Origin of the sequence: Gillisia xinjiangensis, from assembly GCF_046298265.1 — a bacterium.
GTDB lineage: Bacteria > Bacteroidota > Bacteroidia > Flavobacteriales > Flavobacteriaceae > Gillisia > Gillisia xinjiangensis.
In genome coordinates, this window is sequence record NZ_JBKAHK010000002.1 from 268,027 (window position 1) to 292,014 (window position 23,988).

Consider the following 23,988-nt stretch of genomic DNA (forward strand, 5'->3'; position numbering starts at 1 on the left):
AACCCGCCTAACGGTTTTTGATTAATAAAAAATATGCCACGAAGTACAAACATTGCGTTAGTTTCGTGGCATTATATATTTTATAATCGTAAAGGTCTTTTTTGAAGTTGAAACTTTAAAAAAGTTAGCAGGTTTGACTAAGATTTATTCAATTTCAGAAACCCTCAATGTATTCACCATACCTTTATCAGCTATAGGCATTGCTGCAAGATTTATAACATAATCTCCATGGTCTGCATAGCCTTTATCTTTTGCTATATTATTGATGTCCTCAATGGTTTCATCTGTACTTACAAATTTATCGTAAAAGAAAGCTTTCACTCCCCACAGCAAACTTAATTGTGAAAGTATTCTTCTGTTGGAAGTAAAAACCAATATATTGGATTCAGGTCTCCAGGCTGAGATCTGAAAAGCTGTGTACCCGCTGTTTGTTAAGGTACAAATAGCTTTAGCCTTGATCTCATTGGCCATAATGGCTGCGTGGTAACAGATAGATTTTGTAATATATCGTTTAGTTCTAATATGTGGTGGGTCGTGCGGAACTTTAATTAACGGTGAATTCTCTACAGCATTAATTATTTGTGCCATTTTTTGAATTACCTGAACCGGATAATTCCCTACAGAAGTTTCCCCACTTAACATCACTGCATCTGCACCATCCATTACAGAATTTGCCACGTCATTTACCTCTGCCCTTGTAGGAGTAAGGCTTGTGATCATGGTTTCCATCATTTGAGTTGCTATAATAACAGGTATTCTGGCCTTTTTGGCAAGTAAAACCAATTGCTTCTGAATTAAAGGCACCTCCTGTGCAGGAATTTCCACACCCAAATCTCCCCGGGCTACCATTAAACCATCACAATAGGCTACAATTTTTTCAATATTTTTAACCCCTTCCGGCTTTTCAATTTTTGCAATAATGGGAATTTTATGTTCGCTATGCTCTTTTATAAGATTTTGAAGTTCTATCAAGTCGTTTTCCTGACGCACAAAAGAAAGCGCCATCCAATCTACCTCAAGACTACATGCGAAAATGGCGTCTTTAATATCCTTTTCCGTCAATGCCGGAAGAGAAATATTTGTATTGGGAAGGTTTACTCCCTTTTTAGATTTTAGCGGCCCTCCCTGGATAACTTTGGTAACAACTTCATCTGTCAGGTTGGTGCTCACAATTTCGAACATCAATTTACCATCATCCAGTAAAATTAATTCTCCTTTTTTTACATCCTGCGGAAAAGTTGCGTAGTTCATATAAACCCTGGAAGCATCACCCTTAAAAGGCTTTCCGGTTACAAAAGTAATTTGATCTCCCGGGTTCACGATCACCTCTTCCTTCATGGTACCAACTCTCAATTTTGGACCCTGCAAATCGGCAAGAATAGCGGCACTATATCCAAATTCTTCATTCAATTCGCGAATCATTTGAACGCGTTCCTTCACATCTTCATAATCTGCATGAGAGAAATTTACCCTGAATACATTTACTCCGGCTTCAAGCATATCTTTTAAAACAGCTTTTGTACTGGTCGCAGGACCTAAGGTGGCTACTATTTTTGTTCTTTTATTTGCTGGCATTATTCTAAAATTAAATTATTTTTTGATTTAAGTTGATTCGCATCAACTGCATATATGGTGATCACATTTGGTATAAAAGCGATCTTATTTATAAGTTTTTGAAGTTGTTCCGGCTCAAAATCCTCTTCAACTTTTAAGAAAAAATCTACCTCTTTAAATTCCGGGATTAAAAAGGTGAGTTGAGGAATACCTTCATCTTCATTAAATAGTGATCCTGAACTAATGACCTTTTTCAGCGGCCCCTTGTATTTATTTTTTATAAGAAAATAATTTCTGTATTTCACAGGTTCTTTAAAAATATAAAGCGGATAATTGGCCAGTACAGAACCATGGTTAAAATCCAGGTCTAGGCGGGATCGCCGCATATTGATCTCCAAATGCTTATTTAATAAATAAGCCATTTTAAATTCATCTAAAGAACTATGAATTGCAAGAAGTTGATAATCCTCCTCTTCATCATCCAGAATCAACTTATGGGATAGCATACCTTTACACTTAATTGATAAAGATATAATAAGAATGCCAATTTAGCAGATTTTCAGCCTGTTTTTTGGGTTATTTTTACGAAAACGTTATAGTAAAATAGCTTGTAGTTCTAATTCTCTATCCTATTCTGAAGCGCATAATATGCCCGTTTTGAAGCCTTTTCTTCTGCCTTTTTCTTTGAAGTAGCCCTTGCTTTTGCGACCACGGTTTTATCGATTCTTAGCTTTACCGCAAAATGTTTTATCTCGTCATTACCGGTATCTTCATAAACCTCATAATTAAAAGTCTTTTTGGTTTTCTGGCACCATTCGATCAGTAAACTTTTATAACTAATTACCTTTCCTTCCAGTTGTTCAATGTCAACATACGGATTGATCACCCGGTCATAGATAAAACGCTTGCAGTATTTGTAACCTCTGTCCCAATAAATAGCACCTATGAGGGCTTCAAATAAATTACCGTGAATATTGGCGCCAAATTGGTCCTTTGAGATGTTGGTTTGCACAAGACCTATAAGATTCAGATCTTTTCCAAGCTCGTTTAAGTGCTTCCTGCTAACAACTTTAGAGCGCATTTTTGTCAGATAACCCTCATTACCGCCAGGAACGGTTTTAAAAAGATAGCCTGCGATTACCGCACCCAACATGGCATCGCCCAGAAATTCCAGCCTTTCAAAATTGATGGCATTCCCTTCCTTATCCCTTTGGTTAAGAGATCTATGGGTAAAAGCTTTTTGATAAATGACAATATCCTTAGGCTTAAAACCCAGAATTTTTTGTATTGATATAAAAAAATTCCCGCCTTTAGAAGAACGGGAATTTAATATGTTACGAATAACGCTCATGATGGATTATACATCAATTTTTTTAAAAATCACACAGGCATTGTGTCCTCCAAACCCAAATGTATTGCTCATTACCACATTAAGATCACGCTTTTGCGCTTTGTTTAAGGTTAAATTTAAAGAGGAGTCAATATTCTCATCTGGATTTTCATGATTGATCGTAGGGGGCACAATTCCATGTTTCATGGAAAGAATAGAAGAAATTGCTTCGATTGCTCCAGCTGCGCCCAACAAATGTCCGGTCATGGATTTGGTAGAATTGATATTAATATTCTTAGCATGCGCTCCAAACACATGGGATATGGCCTTAAGTTCTGCCACATCACCCAATGGGGTTGAAGTTCCGTGTGTATTAATAGCGTCTATATCCTCCGGAACCAAATTTGCATTGCGCAAACTGTTTTGCATCACAGCAATTACACCAATTCCATCCGGATGTGGAGCAGTCATGTGATACGCATCTGATGACAATCCACCTCCAACAAATTCAGCATAAATTTTTGCTCCCCTGGCCTTGGCATGCTCATATTCTTCCAGGATCAAAGCTCCTGCCCCTTCCCCTAAAACGAAACCATCCCTGGTTGAATCAAAAGGTCTTGAAGCCGTTTCAGGACTTTCATTTCTGGTAGATAAAGCGTGCATGGCATTGAATCCGCCCATTCCTGCTTTGGTTACTGCCGCTTCAGATCCGCCGGAAACAATGATATCACTGTATCCCAACCGGATATTATTTAAAGCATCGAACATTGCATTGGCGGCCGAGGCACATGCTGAAACCGTAGTGTAATTAGGCCCCATAAAACCGTGACGTATGGAAATATTGCCCGGGGCAATATCTGCTATCATTTTAGGAATAAAAAACGGATTAAAACGAGGCGTTCCATCGCCGGTGGCAAAATTAATAACCTCGTCCTGAAAAGTTTCCAATCCCCCAATTCCTGCACCCCAAATAACCCCAACCCGGTGTTTGTCAATGCCATTCAGTTCTATTCCAGAATCTTTAATAGCTTCATCTGAAGCTACTATGGCATATTGTGCAAACCTGTCGAGTTTTCTGGCTTCTTTGCGGTCAAAAAAATCAAGGGCGTCAAAATTTTTAAGTTCACAAGCGAATTTAGTTTTGAATTTTTCGGCATCAAAATACGTAATGGGTGCAGAACCGCTTTTTCCGGCGATTAAGGCATTCCAATATGATTCTACATTGTTACCTATAGGTGTTAAGGCCCCTAAACCTGTAACTACAACTCGCTTTAACTCCATAAAGAACTATCCTTTTGCGTTTTCGATATAAGAAATTGCCTGGCCTACGGTAGCAATGTTTTCTGCCTGGTCGTCTGGAATCTGGATATCAAATTCTTTTTCAAACTCCATGATCAATTCCACAGTGTCTAACGAATCGGCGCCCAAGTCGTTGGTGAAGCTGGCTTCATTTACCACTTCATTCTCGTCAACTCCCAATTTGTCAACGATAATCGCTTTTACTCTTGATGCAATGTCTGACATAATATTCTATTTTAATTTTGATTAGATGGCAAAAATAAAAAACTTTATTTTAAAACCGGTTTTTAGTTTAAAAATGTGGTGGTAATTTACGGAAATTTCATTTAAAGCCTTTATTTTTACCATCTTTAATTATTAACAGACCCTTTTTTGAACACTCTAAAAACCATATCACCCAAAAAAATAGTCGTTTTTGCTTCCGGATCCGGAACTAATGCAGAAAATATTATCCGGAATTTTCAAAATTCGGAGGTGGCAAGAGTGGTTGCCGTATTTTCAAATAAACCTTCGGCCAAAGTTTTGGCTCGCGCCCATAATTTAAAAATCAAGTCCCTTTGCTTTGACAGGGAATCCTTTTACAAAAGCAATGAAGTTTTGAATATCCTGAAGGATATCAATCCCGATCTTATTGTTCTTGCCGGATTTTTATGGCTCTTTCCATCTAAAATCCTGAAGGCCTTTCCCGGAAAAGTAATAAATCTTCATCCTGCTTTGCTTCCCAATTTTGGCGGCGCAGGAATGTATGGAGAACGCGTACATAACGCGGTGATCGATGAAAAACACCAGGAAACGGGAATTACCATACATTATGTAAATGAAAATTATGATGAAGGCCAAACCATTTTTCAAACCTCTATTCCGGTTTCTCCAAATGATACTCCTAAAAGTTTAGCCGAAAAGATTCACGAGTTGGAATACCTGCATTTTCCCGAAGTGATTAAAAACCTTCTAGAAAATAAAGCCATTGATTAAGCCGGACGTTCACATTTATACCGATGGAGCTGCCAGGGGAAATCCCGGGCCCGGTGGCTATGGCATAGTCATGGAATGGGTTGGTAAACCTTATAAAAAAGAATTTGCCCAGGGCTTTAAGCACACCACCAACAACCGGATGGAATTATTGGCAGTAACTGAAGCATTAAAAAAGTTGAAAAACCCCGGTACTTCGGTGTTGGTTTTTACAGATTCAAAATACGTGGTGGATTCAGTGAAAAAAGGCTGGGTTTTTAACTGGGAAAAAAAAGGTTTTAAGGATCGGAAAAATTCAGATTTATGGAAGGAATTTTTAATTGAATTCAGAAAACATAAAGTAGATTTTAAATGGATTAAAGGTCATAACAATCATACTCAAAATGAACGCTGCGACATCCTCGCCGTAGAAGCATCTAAAAAATCCCGTTTACTCATTGACCAAGGATTTAAAGACGAATAAAACAGACCTTTTTGATTTAGTTAAATTTTGAAAATCAACCAAAGGTCTTGAAAAACAAACCGTACCTTTGCGCCACAAATTTGAAACCGTATTATGAGTAAATTATTGATAGTAGGCACAGTAGCCTTCGATGCAATTGAAACCCCATTTGGCAAAACCGATAAAATTCTTGGAGGTGCCGCAACCTACATCGGCCTCTCTTCTGCCCAATTTGAAATAGACAACGCTATAGTATCCATTGTTGGAGATGATTTTCCGCAAGATCATTTAAACCTTTTAACATCTAAGAATATAGCTATTGAAGGTATAGAAATAGTACAAGGAGGAAAAACGTTTTTTTGGAGTGGGAAATACCATAATGATTTAAATAGCCGTGACACCCTGGAAACTCAATTAAATGTACTGGCAGATTTTAACCCTGTTGTTCCTGCCGCCTATAAAGATGCGGAAATGGTCATGCTTGGGAATTTGCATCCATTGGTTCAGCTAAGTGTGCTGGAACAGGTTGATAATCCAAAACTTGTGGTTTTGGATACGATGAATTTCTGGATGGATAATGCCTGGGACGATCTTTTAAAAGTTATCAAAAAAGTAGATGTAATCACCATCAATGATGAAGAGGCAAGACAGCTTACCGGAGAACATTCGCTGGTAAAAGCAGCCCGGAAAATAGAGGGAATGGGACCTGATTATGTAGTTATAAAAAAAGGGGAACACGGAGCCCTTCTTTTTCATGAAGAACAAATTTTCTTTGCTCCTGCACTTCCGCTGGAAGAAGTTTTTGATCCTACCGGTGCAGGGGATACTTTTGCCGGAGGATTTATTGGCCACTTGGTAAAAACAGGAGATATTTCATTTGAGAATATGAAAAATGCAGTTATTTACGGCTCTACACTTGCCTCCTTCTGTGTGGAAAAATTCGGGACAGAAAGAATGGAAACCCTTACCAGGAAAGATATTCAATTACGTTTAAGAGAATTTGAGAATTTAACCCAATTCGATATAGAATTAACACCAAAAAAAGTCCTGTAATTATTGGACTTTTTTTGTGACAAAGTATACCATTAACCCACTTGAATCCGAAAGGAATTTACTATGAGCGATGCTATTAAACATGAGTGTGGAATTGCACTTATCCGACTATTAAAACCCTTAGAATTCTACAAAGAAAAATACGGTACGGCATTTTACGGCGTAAATAAAATGTATTTAATGATGGAAAAACAGCACAACCGCGGACAGGATGGTGCAGGTTTTGCCAGTATTAAATTAAATACTATTCCCGGAGATCGCTATATAAGCAGGGTACGTTCCAATGCAGCACAGCCTATTCAGGATATTTTCAAACAAATAAATGAGCGTATAAATGAAGAGATTGGAGAACATCCCGAGTATGCAAACGACGTTGGCCTTCAAAAAAAACATATACCTTACATAGGAGAATTGTACTTAGGCCACGTACGCTATGGAACCTTTGGTAAAAACAGCATTGAGAGTGTTCATCCTTTTTTACGCCAAAATAACTGGATGCACCGAAACCTTATCGTGGCCGGGAATTTCAATATGACCAACGTTTCTCAACTTTTCAATAATCTGGTAGAATTAGGCCAACATCCCAAAGAACGTGCAGATACGGTTACGGTGATGGAAAAAATTGGTCATTTTTTAGATGATGCAGTTCGAAAATTATACAAAAAGCTCAAGCACGAAGGATATACCAAAGTGCAGGCTTCACCTTTGATCGCGGAAAGATTAAATGTCGGTAAAATTTTAAGAAAATCGGCTAAAAACTGGGACGGCGGTTATGCTATGGCGGGCTTGTTAGGTCATGGAGATTCCTTTGTGTTACGTGATCCTTCAGGCATCCGGCCGGCTTATTATTACCAGGATGATGAAGTTGTAGTAGTAGCTTCAGAAAGACCTGTTATCCAAACCGTTTTCAACGTGAAGTTTGATGACGTAAAAGAACTCGATCCGGGACATGCCATTATCACCAAAAAGAGTGGAGAAGTTAATATTACCCAGATACTGGAGCCCCTGGAAAGAAAAGCTTGTTCTTTTGAACGGATATATTTCTCACGCGGAAGTGATGCAGAAATATATAATGAGCGAAAAATGCTTGGTAGATTACTAATGCCTGAAGTATTAAAAAGCATTGATCACGATACGGTAAATACTGTATTTTCATTTATTCCCAATACGGCTGAAACTTCTTTCTACGGAATGGTGGAAGCAGCACAGGATGAACTGAATAAACAAAAAAACCAGGCGATCCTGGAGGAAAAAGAAACCCTTACAGATGAACGCCTGCAGGAAATTCTTGCACATAGACTAAGAACAGAAAAGATCGCCATTAAAGATGTAAAACTTCGCACCTTTATTACTGAGGACAGCAGCAGGGATGATCTAGTAGCCCACGTATACGATGTTACCTACGGGGTGGTAAAACCAACAGACAATCTTGTGATTATAGATGACAGTATTGTTAGAGGAACAACCCTTAAAAAGAGCATTATAAAAATGATGGACAGACTAAACCCCAAAAAATTAATCGTGGTTTCCTCTGCTCCTCAAATTCGATATCCCGATTGCTACGGAATTGATATGGCACGCCTGGAGGACTTTATTGCATTTAAAGCTGCTCTTGCCTTGCTGGAAGACACAAATCAATACCATATCGTGGATTCTGTTTATGAAAAATGTAAAAAACAAGTGGAACTGGAAGATGAAGAAGTTCAAAATTTCGTTACAGAGATTTACGCACCGTTTAAAGATCAGGAGATTTCAGATAAAATTGCAGAATTATTAAGTGAGCCGGAGGTTGAAACCGAAGTTCACGTTATCTACCAAACGGTGGAAAACCTCCATAAAGCCTGTCCTAAGAATTTAGGCGACTGGTATTTTACCGGAGATTATCCTACTTTTGGTGGAAACAGGGTTGTTAACAGGGCTTTTATAAATTTTTATGAAGGGAGTAAGGACAGAGCCTACTAATTTTCTTCTTACGATTTATTAGAAATAATTATAAAAAGTGCCTTTCAACTAATAAACGGGTAGTTCATCTAAAAGTGTTTGCCGGTATGATGGTTTCATATATATTAGCAGAACCATAGCATAAGTAGGTTAAGTTCATGGTAGATTTGGGGCAAAAAAAGGTGGACTCTCGTCTGCCTTTTTTTATGTCCAATAAATTCTAAGAATTCCCTGTCATTTATTCCAAAAATCTTCTTAAAAAATAAGCTTTAAGTAGCGTATGACTTATATATATGCCGTTTAGCTAAAACCTTTTTTTTCCTGAATATTATTTAATATATTGCGTTCACCATTGCATAAGTAGGTTAAGTATATGGTAGATTTGGGGCAAAAAAGGTGGACGCTCGTCCGCCTTTTTTCATTTTTAATAAAAAAAAAAGCCCGCCACAAATGTAGCAGGCCTTCTTCAATAACTTTTCTTATCTATTTTTCTTTCGCATATCGGGATGCAACTTCTTTCCAGTCTATAACATTAAAAAATGCTTCGATATATTCCGGACGTTTATTTTGATAATGCAAATAATATGCGTGTTCCCAAACATCAATTCCTAGAACAGGAACTCCGCCACATCCAACACCCGGCATTAACGGATTATCCTGATTTGGAGTGGAACAAATTTCAACCTTTCCTCCCTCGTGAACGCATAACCAAGCCCAACCTGAACCAAATTGTCCTGCAGCCGCTTTGGAGAATTCATCCTTAAAGGCATCAAAAGATCCAAAGGCTGCATCTATAGCTTTCGCCAAATCCCCTTCAGGTTTTCCTCCACCATCTGGAGACATGATCTCCCAAAATAAAGTATGATTATAATAACCTCCTCCATTATTTCTAACGGCAGCATTGCCTTTATCAAGGTTTTTAAGAATATTCTCTATAGTTTTACCTTCGTGATCTGTCCCTTCAATGGCAGCATTCAATTTGGAAGTGTAACCAGCGTGATGTTTCCCGTGGTGAATTTCCATTGTTTTTGCATCTATATTAGGTTCTAGTGCATCGAAAGCATATTTTAATTTTGGTAATTCAAAAGCCATAATTATGTTTATTTTTGTTATTATTTAATCATTTTTCCCAAATTTAAGTATTAAGCCTATTATTAAAAATATTTTTGTGTTATAAATTACTTAAAGATTGTATTTATAGAGGCCTGGTTTAAAATTTATAGCTACACTCCCAAACCTTCTAAAAAATCAAATATTGAATACCCCGAACACTTTTACCGTTTATAATGCATCTGCTGGTTCCGGAAAAACCTATACCCTGGTAAAGCAATATCTTTTATTGCTTTTTAATGACGTAAAAAACGATTCCTATAAAAATATTCTTGCCATCACCTTTACCAACAAGGCGGTTGCTGAAATGAAATCCAGGGTAATCCTTAATTTGAATGCTTTGGCACAGGAGGAATGCCCTGAAAATTCCAAAAATTTACTAACCGATTTGGTAAAGGAAACAGGCATGACTGCCCCTGAAATCAACTTGAAATCAAGAAAAATTCTAAAAAGCATCCTGCATAATTATGCCGCATTTGATATTTCCACTATAGACAGGTTTACTCATAAAATTATCCGGTCTTTCGCAAAAGATCTTGGGATCCCTGTTAATTTTGAAGTGGAATTGAATATAAAACAGGTTCTAAAAGAAGCTGTGGACAGGGTCATAAGCCGTACCGGAGAGGATAAAAAACTCACCAAAGCGCTGCTTAATTATACACTTTCAAAGGCCGATGATGATAAAAGCTGGGATATTTCGAAGGATCTTTTTGAATTTTCGGCATTGCTCACACAGGAAAATCATCAAAAATATGTCGCGCTTTTAAAAGGTAAGACTTTACAGGATTTTGAAGAATTTTCAAAAAAGTTAAAAGCAGAAGTATTAGCAACCGAGAAAATTATCACCGATACGGCAGAAGGTTTTTTTGAACTGATTGATCTGGAAGATCTGGAAAAATCAAATTTTAATGGAGGGTACCTCTTTAAATATTTCGAAAAAATCCGGTCGAAGGATTATTCAGGTCCGTTTGGCGCTAAATGGCAGGAGGAAATTCAGGATAAACCACTTTATTCCAAAGCAGTTCCGGTAGATAAAAAAGCAATTCTGGATCTATATCAGTCGCAAATAATACTGCTTTTTCAAACTTCCAGAGCAGGGATTTTCAGAAGGGAATATTTAAAAGAAATTATCAAAAATTTAAACCCGCTCTCCTTACTAAGCGAAATTTCAGCAGAAATTGAAAATATCAAAAAAGAGCGCTCCCTGGTATTAATTTCAGATTTTAATCCAACAATCGCTGCAGAGATCAAGCAGCAACCCGCTCCTTTTATATATGAAAGACTGGGGGAACGCTACAAAAATTATTTTATAGATGAGTTTCAGGATACCTCGGAGATGCAATGGCAAAATATTATCCCCTTAATAGATCACGCGCTCTCCAGTGAACATTTAAATAATGAACATGCAACTTGTACCATTGTTGGAGATGCCAAACAATCCATCTATAGGTTCCGGGGTGGCAAGGCAGAACAATTCATAGATCTTTATGCCGAACAAAACCCTTTTGCCACAAAAAAAAATATTATTAACCTGCCAAATAATTACAGAAGTGCCGAAAAAATAGTGGAATTCAACAATTCATTTTTTGAATTTGTATCAGGAAAATTTGAAAACCCTGTTTACAGTGAATTATTTAAGTCCAGTTCGCAAAAGGTTATAAAGGAATTACCGGGCTATGTGAACATCTCTTTTATGGAAGCCGAAAATAAAGAGGAAGAACTGAAACTTCAACCAGAACGGGTTTTTGAAATAGTTAAAGATCTGGAAAGCCAGGGAATGACAAAAAGTGATATTTGTGTGTTGACCCGAACCCGAAGTCAGAGTTTTGCTATAGCACACTATTTAAGCGAACAGGGAATTTCAATAGTTTCTTCAGAATCCTTGCTGGTTTCAAACTCTCCCGAAGTTAATTTCATCAACACCATTTTTGAGTTTTCATTGACCAATGAGGATAAAAATTTAAAATGGAAAATATTAAACTATCTCAATAATAAACTGAATATTGAAAATCCGCATAGGCATCTCGAACAAAATCTGGGATATGATGGCAACCAGTTTTTTGATTGGTTAAAAGAATATGATATCTATTTTAATCTTTCAAAACTGAAGGTTTTAACGCTTTATGAAGCGGCAGAATATATCATCAGGAGTTTTTCACTTATTGAAAAATCGGATGCATACCTTCAGTTTTACATGGATTTTATCTTTGAGAAAACCTCAAAAAACTTCACAGGAATTCCGGCGTATCTGGAACTTTGGGAACAGGAAGCAGGAAAATTGAGCATTGTTGCTCCAAAAACCGAACATGCGGTTCAAATCATGACCATTCATAAATCCAAAGGACTGGAATTTCCGGTGGTGATCTATCCGTTCGCCAATACAAAATTAAGGGATGTAAGCCGCGATTATCTTTGGGTTCCGCTGCCGGAAAATCTTGATGATATTCCCGTGGGATACTTAAAAGCTTCAGAAAAGATGAAGAATTGGGGTGAATTTGAGGCGGCAGCTTTCCAGGAGCGGGTAGATCAAACCGAATTTGACAACATCAATATCCTGTATGTGGCATTTACTAGGGCTTCTCAACAATTATACGTCATCTCAAATTATGAGCTGAACAGCAAAGGAGAAGAAGATGAAAAAAAGGTGTCAGGATTATTGATTGGTTTTTTAAAATCATTGCAACTGTGGAATGAAAGCAAGGTTTATGAGTTTGGAACTAAAGAACTTACCAGTTATAAGAAGGAAATAGCTGCTGAAACAATTCGCCAGGAAAAGTACTATTCCTCCCCCACAACGTCAAATGCCGTGAAATTGATGACCAATTCGGGCGCTATATGGGGATCGGCCAGGGAAGAAGCTATTAAAAGAGGAAATTTGATCCATGATATTCTTTCTGAAATAGATAGCTCGGAAGATATTCAATCTGCTTTAGAAAAATTTTCAGAAAAAGAAAACCTGGATCAGAAGGATTTAGCAAAAATAAAAGAAATTCTATTGCAGGTAGTCTACCATCCTAAATTAAGTCCTTATTTTTTGAAGGAATCAAAAATTTACCGGGAACGGGATATTATAAGTCCGGATGGAGAACTTTTAAGGCCGGATAGATTGATCTTTGATGGAAACCTGGTTACTATCATGGATTATAAAACCGGAAATGTAAGCGATAGTCATATAGCCCAGATGAACCAGTATGCCGAGGTGCTTTCTTTGATGAATTTTGAAGTGATTGATAAAGTATTGATTTATATAAATGAAGAGGTGAACCTCACTTTTGTGTAAAAGATGATTAATTTTGTAAAAAAAACAGAAAATATGTACGGAGCAATAAAAGAACATTTACAAAAAGAAATAGATCAAATTAAGGAGGATGGCCTTTACAAAAAAGAACGCATAATTACTTCCCCCCAGGGAGCTGTCATCAAAATTTCCACAGGACAGGAGGTGATCAATTTTTGTGCGAATAATTACCTGGGGCTATCCTCACACCCTGAAGTTATTAAAGCGGCAAAAGACACGCTGGATACCCACGGTTTTGGAATGTCCAGTGTTCGCTTTATATGTGGTACCCAGGATATCCATAAAGACCTTGAAAAGACCATTGCAGATTTCTACGGAACAGATGATACTATCCTGTATGCCGCTTGTTTTGATGCTAACGGAGGAATTTTTGAACCCTTGTTATCCGCAGAAGATGCAATAATTTCCGATTCCCTCAACCACGCGTCCATAATAGATGGAGTGCGATTATGTAAAGCGGCAAGATTTCGCTATGAGAACGGGAATATGGACGATTTGGAAAAACAATTGATCGCCGCAAATGAAAAAGGCGCACGTTTTAAATTGATCGTTACAGATGGGGTATTCTCCATGGACGGACTTTTGGCACCACTGGACGAAATTTGTGATCTGGCCGATAAATATGATGCCCTGGTGATGGTAGATGAGTGTCATGCCACCGGTTTTATAGGAAAAACCGGAATTGGCACTATGGAAGAAAAGAATGCTTTGGGAAGAATAGATATCATAACCGGAACCTTGGGAAAAGCACTTGGGGGTGCAATGGGCGGTTATACCACCGGAAAAAAGGAGATAATAGATTTGCTTCGTCAAAGATCCAGACCTTATTTGTTCTCAAATTCCCTTGCCCCTGCAATTGTAGGCGCATCCTTAAAAGTGTTTGAAATGCTGAAAGGAGATACCAGCCTAAGGGACAAGCTGGAGGAAAACACCAAATATTTCAAGAAGGGGATCAAAGCTGCCGGTTTTGATATAATAGATGGAGACTCCGCTATTGTTCCGGTAATGCTTCACGATGCCAAACTATCTCAGGATATGGCAGATAAATTACTGGAAGAAGGTATTTATGTGATCGGGTTTTTCTTTCCGGTTGTTCCCAAAGGCAAAGCACGCATTAGAGTGCAACTTTCAGCAGCTCATGATAAATCTCATTTGGACAAGGCAATTCAGGCATTTACAAAAATTGGGAAAGAATTGGGAGTGATATAGTTTTCACAAAATTGCTGGTAATTGTTAAATTATTTCGGTCTTTATAAAAATTTTGGCGGAAAAATGTAAAAAAACAGTGTGTTACTTCCTGACATTTAAGGGCTAAACGCATCCTAAAACCAAACAAACCCTTGAAAATAGGGCATTATCGCGCTTAATTAAGAAAACTTTATTATATTTGTCTTTGTAAATATCGATTTTGCGTATACTTTTGCTTCAATTAACACAAAAAATTAAATAACAGATATGAAACATCTTAGCAGATTTTTATTAGCTTCATTGTTAGTCTTTGGCCTTACTTCAGTACAGGCTCAGGACGCAAACAACCCTTGGGCCATTGGTATTGGCGTAAACGCGGTTGACACCTTCCCTACCGGAGAAGATGCTCCTAATGGAGATTTTGGTGAGGATTTTTTCAACGTGGGTGACCACTGGAATATTCTTCCTTCCGTTTCAAGACTATCTGTAGGCAGATATATTGGTGGTGGATTCGTATTTGAAGCAGCTGGTTCTGTAAACCAAATCGATAAATTTGGTGATTCTAGCGTAGATGATTTATCATACTATGCATTAGACGGAGCTTTGAATTACAGCCTTAGAGCAGCATTGAATGACGGATGGTTTGATCCATTCTTAGGAGCCGGTGGTGGATATACCTGGTTAGACGAAGAAGGTTTTGGTACTTTAAACGGAACTCTTGGTTTTAACTTCTGGTTTTCAGATAACATCGCTCTAAATCTTCAATCTACTTACAAATATGCTTTTGAAGACGAAAACCCAAAGCACTTTCAACATGCTGCAGGTATTAAATTTATATTTGGTGGAAAAGATACAGATGGCGACGGAATCTACGATAAAGATGACGAATGTCCTGAAACTCCAGGTTTAGCTGAATTTAACGGTTGTCCTGATTCTGACGGTGATGGAATTGAAGATCGTAAAGATGCTTGTCCTATGGTAGCTGGTTTAGCCCAATTTGATGGATGTCCTGATACAGATGGCGATGGAATTCCAGATCCTAAAGACGAATGTCCTACAGTTGCAGGTCTTGCCGCAATGAATGGATGTCCTGATGCTGATGGCGATGGAGTAAAAGATAGTGAAGATGAATGTCCTAATGTAGCTGGTCCTAAAGCTAACAAAGGATGTCCTTGGCCTGATAGAGATGGTGACGGTGTATTAGATAAAGATGACGAATGTCCAGATGTTGCAGGTACTGTAGCTAATAATGGATGTCCTGAAGTATCTGCTGAAGTGATCAAAGAATTGAACGAATATTCTAAAACAGTTTTGTTTGACCTTAACAAAGCTACAATTAGAGCTGAGTCTCGAGATGCTCTTGATGCAATCCACGAAATTATGCACGAGTATTCCAGCACTATTTTCCACATTGGTGGACATACCGATAGTCAGGGTAGCGACGAGTACAACCTGAAACTATCTAAAGAACGTGCTGCTTCAGTAAGAGAATACCTTATTTCTAAGGGAATTCCAGCCAGCAGATTAACTTCTGAAGGTTATGGAGAAGCCAGACCAATTGCAACAAACAATACTGCTGCAGGAAGACAGGATAACAGAAGAGTTGAAATCTCTTTGGATAAAGATAAAGAAGTTAAAAAAGCTCAATAAAGAAAAAATAAAACCAACACTACTTCTGCATTTAATGCAAGTAAAAGGTTCAAACTTTTTTTAAAAAACGCCCCGTAATTACGGGGCGTTTTCTATTTTTAGCCAATGATATCTTTTATTTCTGAAATTCTTCAAAAGCTCCAAAATCAAGGCGAAACCCTTTCTGAGATCACTTTTATTTTACCCAGCAAAAGAGCCGGTTCTTTTTTAAGGAAAGAACTTTCTGCTATTATAAAACAACCTGTTTTTTCTCCTACAATTTTAAGTATCGAGGAATTTTCAGAAAATATCTCAGGACTCAAAACAATAGATGGTACTACATCCTTATTTGAGTTTTATTCAGTTTATTTAGAGTTAACACCTAAGGAACACACCGAGGATTTTGATAGCTTCAGCAATTGGGCGCAAACCCTGCTTCACGATTTTAATGAAATAGACCGGTACCTAATTCCCCCGGACTCCATTTTCAATTACCTCTCTGAAATTCAGGATATCAAACATTGGTATTTACAACCTGAAAAATCCGATCTGGTAAAAAACTACCTTCAATTCTGGAAAAAATTACCTGAATACTATAAAAGCCTCCAAAATAATCTGTTGGAAAAAAACCAGGGATATCAGGGGTTAATCTACCGGCAGGCTTCAGAGAAAATTGAAGAATATGCTCAACATCAAGACCAAAAACACGTTTTCATTGGTTTCAACGCATTAAATGCGGCCGAGCAACGCATCATTCAGAAAATGCTGGAATATGATTCCCAGATATTCTGGGATATAGACGAAGTTCATTTTCAGGATAGGGATCATGATGTTTCTTTGTTTATGAGGGAATATAAAAAAACCTGGAACTATTATAAAGAGCATAAATTTGAGAAAACCTCTAGAAATTACAACACCAAAAAGGACATAGAAATAATTGGAATCCCAAAGAATATAGGCCAGGCCAAATATGTGGGTGAGATCCTTGATAGCCTAAGTAAAGAGCAAATCAATGCTACCGCATTGGTTCTTGGTGACGAGGGGTTGTTGTTACCCATGTTAAATTCCCTGCCGAATTCTATTGAAGCGCTGAATATCACTATGGGCTACCCCCTGAAATTTAGCCCCTTCGCTTCGCTTTTTGAAAAATTATTTGAGATTCTGAAACTTGAAAAAAACCAATTCTATTACAAGGATGTAATTTCAGTTCTTAGCAATCCCATCATTCAAAAAGCCACAAAAAACAAGTCGGATGAAGTGATAGGCTTTATCAAAAAAAATAATCTTCTTTATCTTTCAAAAGATCAGATTATGGATCTCTTTTCGGCTACAGGAAAATCCATGGTCTCCCATTGTTTTATCGAAGGGAAAATCGCTCCCCTGGGAATCCTTCAAAATTTTAATGATCTTATCATAAAAATCCGGGAACTGCTTCAGGAGGAAAAGGATGAACTAAATCTTGAATATCTGTATCAATACCACAAAGTTATAGAACAGCTAACAGAGCTGGTTAAAAAGTATCCTCATCTTAAAACAACAGCTTCCCTTCAAAATTTTTACAAAGAATTAAGCAGCCTTAAAATGCTGGATTTTCAGGGCAAACCTTTTCAGGGATTGCAACTTATGGGAATGCTGGAATCAAGGGTCTTGGATTTCGAAACCGTCATCCTTACATCTGTAGATGAAGGAACGCTCCCCGCCGGGAAAAGCAATAATTCGTTTATTCCGTACGAACTTAAAAAAGCATACAACCTGCCTACTTACAAAGAAAAGGATGCGGTTTACACCTATCATTTTTACCACCTTCTGCAAAGAGCCAAAAAAATATACCTTTTACACAATTCAGATACCGATAGCCAGATGGGAGGCGAAAAAAGCCGGTTTTTGATTCAGCTGGATCTCGAAAAACAAGCATATCACAACATCAAAAACTTTGTAATAGTTCCGGATGTTCCTAAAATAGACAATCAACTGCAAAGCGTACAAAAAACCCCGGAGCTCCTTGAAAAGATTAAAGCTCTTGCCGAAAAAGGCTTCTCCCCTTCAGCACTCACCACTTACATTAGGAATCCTCTTGACTTTTATATTCAATATGTGCTGGGCATCCGGGATAAGGAAGAGGTGGAGGAAACAGTTGCACATAACACCTTAGGAACTGTGGTACATGAAACTTTAGAGGCATTTTACAAGCCGCTTGAAGGTAAGCAACTAAGTATTGAGCTAGTGGAGGAATTTATCCGGAAAACGCCGGAAGCAGTGATTAAAAAATTTAAAGAAAATTACAGCGAAGTACCTCTTTCAATTGGGAAAAATCTCCTGATATTTGAAGTGGTAAAACGCTATGTTACCAATTTCTTAAAAACGGAATTAGAGGAATTAAGATCTGGAAAGATAATTGAGATACGGGAGATAGAAACCAATTTAAAAACCCCGTTGGTGATAGAAGAACTGGATTTTCCTGTAAATATTCGGGGAAATGTCGACAGAGTAGATGTTACCGATGGTATTTTAAGAATCATAGATTATAAAACCGGGAAAGTACTTCAGAATCAGTTAGAAATAACCGACTGGGATTTATTGACAACAGATTATGATAAATACGCCAAACCCTTCCAGGTATTGATGTATGGCGCAATGCTGCTAAAAGGTAAAAATCCCGGATTGGATGTGGAAGCCGGGGTAATATCGTTTAAAAATCTTAAAGCGGGATTCCTTAAGTTTGCTGAAAAAGATAAACCCGGACGGGGAGCGATTAAAAAAACGACTTTAGATGAAGCCATCCTGGAAAAATTTAGGGAACAACTGAAAAAACTAATTTTGGAAATATGCGATCCGGAAATCGCATTTAATGAAAAAGAGATAAAAACAGCGTATGGAACTTATTAAGCAAACAAATATCCAAATTGAAGGAAGGCACAAAAAAACAATTATAACCGATCTGTTTTTTATTGATGATGAAAAGGAAAAACCCGTCGTTATATTTTGCCACGGATACAAAGGTTTTAAAGATTGGGGACCCTGGGATAAAATGGCAGAATTCTTTGCGGAGAACGGATATTTTTTCGTCAAATTCAATTTTTCACACAATGCCACTACTCCTGAAAATCCTACAGAATTTATCGATATTGAAGCTTTTGGAGAAAACAATTACATCAAGGAGCTCGATGATCTTCAATCGGTAATCGACTGGCTTCTCCTGCCCGATTTTGAGCACGGAACCCAACTGGATAGCTCCAAAATAAATTTGATAGGTCATTCCCGGGGAGGCGGGATTTCAATTATTAAAGCAGCAGAGGAAAACCGAATCGATAAACTGGTAACGTTCTCCGCTGTGAGTGATTTCGGTTCCCGTTTTCCCGCAGAAAAAGCCTTGAAAAAATGGAAAGAAAAAGGCGTGAGTTATATAGTGAATACCCGCACAAAACAACAATTGCCGCATCATTTTCAATTCTATACCAATTTTAAAGAAAACGAAGAACGTTTAACAATCTCCAGGGCCACCAAAAAACTTGATATTCCGCACTTAATAGTTCACGGAAGCAAAGATACTTCCGTCTCTATAAGTGATTCAGGGAATTTATTCGACTGGACCCCTTTTCCCGATCTTCTTCTGGTTGAAGATGCAGATCATGTGTACAATACCTCTCATCCCTGGGACAATAGCGAATTGCCAAAAGCATTTAAGCATGTACTCGATAAAACTCTGGAATTTATGGATACCGAAAAGGAGGACCTCATCAAAAATACCGTAAATAATACTGCCACCTGAATTTCAGCAGAAATTAATAATGAAGTTAAATAAGATTTTACCACTTTAAATTTTTGTTTATCTTTGGATCCGAAATTAGGGGGATTAGCTCAGTTGGCTAGAGCGTTTGGCTGGCAGCCAAAAGGTCATCGGTTCGACTCCGATATTCTCCACGAAAACCACTCTTTTTAGGGTGGTTTTTGCTTTTTAAACAATCTTCGGACTTAGTAAAATATGTCTTAATTTAGTTTGAATTTATCCTGTCCAAATACCTAATGTTTATCCTATGAATAAAATAAGTCTTGCCGAAGCAAAAGACCTTCAAGAGATAAAATCTCTTACTGAAGCCTGTGCCGTTGCCATGCAGGAAAAAGGGATTTTTCAGTGGAATGAGCATTACCCGTCTTTAGAAAAATTGCAGGCAGATATTGAAAAAAGAGAACTATTTGTACTTAAAGACGAAGAGAAAATCCTGGGAATAATTGTTCTTACCGGATTTATGGACAAAGAGTATTTTCCAATTCATTGGTTGACCAAAAATGGCAACAACCTTTATGTACACAGATTAGCGGTTCATCCTTCGGTTTGGGGTAAAGGTTACGGAAAAAAACTGATGGATTTTGCCGAAGATTATGCCAGGCTCAATGATTTTGTATCTGTTAGACTTGATACCTTCAGCAAGAACATAAGAAATCAACGGTTTTATGAAATCAGGGGTTATCAAAAATTAGGAGACATCTATTTTCCGAAGCAAAGTGAAAATCCTTTTCATTGTTATGAATTAATTCTGTAAAAATCTGACAGAATTCATTAGAAATAACTATAAGCCAAGGTTTTATATCCAGCAAAATGCAACAGCAAAAATCCTAAAATGGGGAAAAACCCAATACAATTAAAGTAAAAAGCCATCATCCTCAATAGAGAACGATGGCTTTTTACTCAGTAACCCAAAAACCTCGGGACAAAATCCCAAGAGCAAGGTAAGCCCGTCTAATGACTCGGGCAGGCCTCGGCAATTAAACCATCAATGAGGGTTTTTATTTCTTCCATTCAGCAACTCCACCTTTGGCAGAATCTACCTTTATCTGGTAATTCCCTCCTCCTGACACGATCCAGCGAACTTTTACTGAATTCATTCCCGGAATGTTAGCCACCAATATTTTTTCCGGATTCACCTTCTGTTCTTCCACTTTATTGAAATCGACATCTTTTACCACCATTCCGGTTACCACATTAGCGCCGGAAATTATAACATAATCTGGCCGTTCGATCTTATATTTAAGATCCTGACTACTGTGGGTAGGCATTAAACGTTCGTTATAAATTGTGGCGGTTATTTGCCTTAGACCACCACCCAAGTTTTCCTCTTTAACATCAGAAATACTGATTTTTGGAGTGTGATATGCGTGATATATAGTAAAGGCCATGTTTCTATGTGCATCCTGCTCCAGTAAAAATCCAGGATGTGCACGGCCAAAATTCTTTTTAAATCCGCCAACTTCGATTTTTCCGTATTGCGGATGATCATATTCTCCCCAATCTACAAAGGCATCTCCAAAGGTTAAATACCTGTCTACCTTCATTTCTTCCTCTTGGTTCCCACGGCCTTCATTTTGATGGAAATAAAGGTAAGAAACCATCAATTCATTGGTATAGGTATAAATGCCGCGGCTCCCGTAAAACCAGTCCAATTCCCCTCCAAAAACCGAATAAAGATCCTTGTAAACCACCAGGTATCTATATCCCGGGATCATTTCCTCCCCTTTTTTTGCAATAGCATCATAGATTTCTACATCGTCCTGGTTGTAGGTATCCTTATCTTCTTCGGCTCCCGGACCTCTTAAGATCATTCCACCATAATTATGATAGCTCTGTGCGCCTGCAATATTGGGGTGTTTCATCACAAATTCCATGACCGCACGGTTTTCAGGCAAACTAAAAGGATATTTATAGGCTCCCCGCTGTACATAATCCGGCTGCCATTTCCATCCCCAGTCACGGTTTGGATCGTAATAGCCAATTCCATCTTCATTTACTTCCCCGTCCCCATCGGTATCTATCCCTTCGTAACCCAACATTTCATATTCCCCCTTCTCTTCAGCAGCAACCCTTATAAGTTTTCTATCATCCATTTGATCTTTAATATATCTTCCGGTAGGTGACTTCCGAATCATCATCGTGATATGATTATCTTCGTTTAAATCGTTAAATCCATCTTCCCCGGCTTGTCCGTCGCCATCATTATCAAGAACGATCATTCCGGATCTTGGAGAATGCGGAGTGTTCGGATTATTCATATATTCATTCCGGGCATCAGGATTAATGGTTGGGTTGATGTAAAATGTCTTGTCCTGAAGCAGTTCCCGAATGAAATCAAGATCATCAAACATTTCTGTTAGGTACCAGGCAGTATAAAGGGAAAATTCAGCACCCTGTATTTCGTTGGAGTGTATGTTCCCATCGATATACATCGCCGGTTTTTTAGAAGGATCGCCTGTCTTAAAATCAGAAATGGTCAATAAATAGATATCCTTACCCTGGAATGATTTTCCAATACTTTCAATTTTTGCAAGATCCGGATGCGCCTTTGCGATCTTTTGCATAATATCCACGATCCCTTCATAGGTATAATACCTGTTCCAGCTTACCGTGACTTCCGGTTCGTGTGGAGTCCCAATAGCCCTAAAAAATTTCTCTTGTGCCTGTCCCGTTGGAATATTCAGCAACAAACTGAAAAACCCTAAAATCGCAGTATTTCTTATATTTTTTAAATTCATTTTCGCCAAAAATTAAAGTTTTACATTCATAGTTGCGTACCCCGTATGCGGCGCTCCTACTTTTATAGTTACTGTTCCCCCACCTTTTACAATCCAGGAAAGCGTCTCTTTTTCATAAGCGCCAAGTTTATCAACCAGTTTAATCGTATTCCCTGCAAGTATGTCTTTTTTATCCTTACTAAGGGTAACCTGTAATTTTTGAAGCCACCTGGATCTTTCTCCAAGTTCTGAATGTGTTGGAAGCGGGGAATTGTTAAGTAAATCTACGGTGATCCTGGTTAAACCTCCACTCAGTTTTTCTGTTTTAAAATTGTGAAATTCCAGTTTAGGCTGAATTTCAGCGAGTTTCACTATAAAATTCGTATGATTTTCAGCAATGCTATCCACCATTCGGTATGGTGGAGTTACCATAACAAAAGGTTTAATCCCGCCAACCTCAACTTTTTGATTTGGGAAATCGGGGTGATTAACTTCCTGCCATGGAATAAATATATTTTTCAGATCTTCCTTTTCTGCCCAGGCCAAAAAGTTGGTTTCCGGAGTAACTTTTACTTTTTTGGTTTCGGTAGAATCTTGGATTTCCAATTTAACCTCCGGCACCCACCATCCCGGAGTGCTAAAACTCAATCTTCCGAAGTGAAAATAAGCCCATTGAAAATAATCCCCATCTGTACCCTGATTTTCCTGATTGTAGGCTTTATGCGGAATTGTTTCATTATAAATTTCTGAAACCATCTTATTGAGTTCCACATCCTTTTCCAGCATAGAGCTCACAATCCTTTTTTCAGCATCACTTTTGTTGAATTTTAAAGGAGCTGAAAGATTATTGGCCGGACTGAAAGTTACAAATGCAAAAATATTCCATCGCTCGAACAGGTAATCCAGCAAAACCCTGCTTTCTTTTTGCGAAACCGGGTAATCCCCGGCATAAGGCTCAAATGCGGGAAATTTGTAAGTCAGGCTCTTGTTAAACGCGATCCCCTCTTCCGGGTCCTCATTATATTTTTCATCTTTATCATTGTCTATTCCTTCAGAAAACATCATATAGCGGGGTTCACTTTTAGCACCGTTTTCTGCTTTCACCAAAACCCGGAGGTCTTTTTCGTGAGGCACATACTCCCCTAAAGCACTTTCTACCCGAAACTTTGTTATAAATCCATCTTTATTTAAATCCTCATAACCGTCTTCGCTCAATCTGCCATCCCTGTCATGATCGATTTTCACCGAATTCCCTCTTCTTTCATATTTGATATTGCTGAAATATTGCGAATAAGCATCCGGAGACATATTTGGAAACACATAAAAGGTGGTGGTTTCCAGCAATTCAGCATGATCTTTTAACAATCTATTTGCAACCTGAAGCGCCAGTTCCACACTTAACACGTGATAGCCTTCCACGCCACCTGTAACAGCGATTGCCGGTTTATTCTCAAGATCATCTATTCCTATTTGAAGCGCCCAGATATCCTGTCCGCCTTCTGTTTTAGTGAGTGAAATTAATTTTGCATTTCCCGAAGAGGCCATTTGCTGCAGTCGTTGGGCTACCTCCCGGTTTGTTGGGTAATCCTGCTGTGCGGTGGCTGAAAATATTCCGAAGAAAGCAACTGCAAACAGGCCTATTAGATTTTGATTCATAGGGGTTGAATA

18 protein-coding genes and 1 tRNA gene are annotated in these 23,988 nt (G+C 38.1%); 11 read left to right on the forward strand and 8 right to left on the reverse strand.

The genetic code is table 11. From position 1 onward, the window contains the following. Nucleotides 1–144: 144 nt before the first annotated feature. The 5 genes from pyk to ACKGJN_RS02340 all read right to left on the reverse strand — a co-directional run bounded on the left by pyk (nt 145) and on the right by ACKGJN_RS02340 (nt 4,408). A complete protein-coding gene (gene pyk, locus ACKGJN_RS02320) occupies nt 145–1,575 on the reverse strand; it encodes a pyruvate kinase (RefSeq protein ID WP_409537812.1) in 1,431 nt (476 codons plus the stop codon). Further along, a complete protein-coding gene (locus ACKGJN_RS02325) occupies nt 1,575–2,060 on the reverse strand; it encodes an IPExxxVDY family protein (RefSeq protein WP_409537813.1) in 486 nt (161 codons plus the stop codon). Before ACKGJN_RS02325 ends, pyk begins: the two co-directional genes overlap by 1 nt. 110 nt (nt 2,061–2,170) lie before the next feature. Further along, nucleotides 2,171–2,905 carry a ribonuclease III gene (gene rnc / locus ACKGJN_RS02330; RefSeq protein WP_409537814.1) on the reverse strand — a complete coding sequence of 245 codons (735 nt, stop codon included), beginning with the start codon at nt 2,903–2,905 and terminating at the stop codon, nt 2,171–2,173. 6 nt (nt 2,906–2,911) lie between these two features. Next, on the reverse strand, nt 2,912–4,165 hold the full coding sequence (fabF, locus tag ACKGJN_RS02335; RefSeq protein WP_409537815.1) for a beta-ketoacyl-ACP synthase II: 1,254 nt from the start codon (nt 4,163–4,165) through the stop codon (nt 2,912–2,914). 6 nt (nt 4,166–4,171) lie between these two features. Next, a complete protein-coding gene (locus ACKGJN_RS02340) occupies nt 4,172–4,408 on the reverse strand; it encodes an acyl carrier protein (protein WP_006988954.1) in 237 nt (78 codons plus the stop codon). A 147-nt stretch (nt 4,409–4,555) separates the two neighbouring features. Between ACKGJN_RS02340 and purN the strand changes: the two genes are divergently transcribed. The 4 genes from purN to ACKGJN_RS02360 all read left to right on the forward strand — a co-directional run bounded on the left by purN (nt 4,556) and on the right by ACKGJN_RS02360 (nt 8,612). Next, entirely contained in the window at nt 4,556–5,158 is a 603-nt protein-coding gene (gene purN / locus ACKGJN_RS02345) for a phosphoribosylglycinamide formyltransferase (protein WP_409537816.1), read from the forward strand. After that, a complete protein-coding gene (gene rnhA / locus ACKGJN_RS02350) occupies nt 5,151–5,618 on the forward strand; it encodes a ribonuclease HI (RefSeq protein WP_409537817.1) in 468 nt (155 codons plus the stop codon). Before purN ends, rnhA begins: the two co-directional genes overlap by 8 nt. Nucleotides 5,619–5,711: 93 nt before the next feature. After that, a complete protein-coding gene (locus ACKGJN_RS02355; protein ID WP_409537818.1) occupies nt 5,712–6,650 on the forward strand; it encodes a PfkB family carbohydrate kinase in 939 nt (312 codons plus the stop codon). 63 nt (nt 6,651–6,713) lie between these two features. Then, on the forward strand, nt 6,714–8,612 hold the full coding sequence (locus tag ACKGJN_RS02360) for an amidophosphoribosyltransferase (protein WP_409537819.1): 1,899 nt from the start codon (nt 6,714–6,716) through the stop codon (nt 8,610–8,612). Nucleotides 8,613–9,074: 462 nt separating this feature from the next. Here ACKGJN_RS02360 and ACKGJN_RS02365 read toward each other — a convergent pair whose 3' ends face one another. Continuing rightward, a complete protein-coding gene (locus ACKGJN_RS02365) occupies nt 9,075–9,683 on the reverse strand; it encodes a superoxide dismutase (protein ID WP_409537820.1) in 609 nt (202 codons plus the stop codon). A gap of 163 nt (nt 9,684–9,846) precedes the next feature. On the opposite strand from ACKGJN_RS02365, the gene ACKGJN_RS02370 reads away from it, so the two are divergent. From ACKGJN_RS02370 to ACKGJN_RS02400, 7 genes are all read left to right on the forward strand, one after another. Next, entirely contained in the window at nt 9,847–12,981 is a 3,135-nt protein-coding gene (locus ACKGJN_RS02370; RefSeq protein ID WP_409537821.1) for a UvrD-helicase domain-containing protein, read from the forward strand. A gap of 33 nt (nt 12,982–13,014) precedes the next feature. Then, complete coding sequence (gene kbl / locus ACKGJN_RS02375; RefSeq protein WP_409537822.1) at nt 13,015–14,208, forward strand: glycine C-acetyltransferase; 1,194 nt, start codon at nt 13,015–13,017, stop codon at nt 14,206–14,208. A gap of 246 nt (nt 14,209–14,454) precedes the next feature. Continuing rightward, on the forward strand, nt 14,455–15,837 hold the full coding sequence (locus ACKGJN_RS02380) for an OmpA family protein (protein WP_409537823.1): 1,383 nt from the start codon (nt 14,455–14,457) through the stop codon (nt 15,835–15,837). A 105-nt stretch (nt 15,838–15,942) separates the two neighbouring features. Then, the gene (locus ACKGJN_RS02385) at nt 15,943–18,702 is read left to right on the forward strand and encodes a PD-(D/E)XK nuclease family protein (protein WP_409537824.1); all 2,760 of its coding nucleotides are present in this window, start codon (nt 15,943–15,945) and stop codon (nt 18,700–18,702) included. Beyond that, a complete protein-coding gene (locus ACKGJN_RS02390; protein ID WP_409537825.1) occupies nt 18,689–19,585 on the forward strand; it encodes an alpha/beta hydrolase family protein in 897 nt (298 codons plus the stop codon). Before ACKGJN_RS02385 ends, ACKGJN_RS02390 begins: the two co-directional genes overlap by 14 nt. Before the next feature lie 78 nt (nt 19,586–19,663). Then, nucleotides 19,664–19,737, forward strand: a tRNA-Ala gene (locus ACKGJN_RS02395). Nucleotides 19,738–19,850: 113 nt separating this feature from the next. Continuing rightward, on the forward strand, nt 19,851–20,357 hold the full coding sequence (locus ACKGJN_RS02400; protein WP_409537826.1) for a GNAT family N-acetyltransferase: 507 nt from the start codon (nt 19,851–19,853) through the stop codon (nt 20,355–20,357). A 244-nt stretch (nt 20,358–20,601) separates the two neighbouring features. Here the strand turns inward: ACKGJN_RS02400 and ACKGJN_RS02405 are convergent, their stop codons facing one another. Continuing rightward, entirely contained in the window at nt 20,602–22,341 is a 1,740-nt protein-coding gene (locus tag ACKGJN_RS02405) for a M14 family metallopeptidase (RefSeq protein ID WP_409537827.1), read from the reverse strand. 12 nt (nt 22,342–22,353) lie between these two features. Then, nucleotides 22,354–23,976 (reverse strand): M14 family metallopeptidase, encoded by a 1,623-nt coding sequence (locus ACKGJN_RS02410; RefSeq protein WP_409537828.1) that lies wholly within the window; start codon nt 23,974–23,976, stop codon nt 22,354–22,356. Nucleotides 23,977–23,988 lie beyond the last annotated feature (12 nt).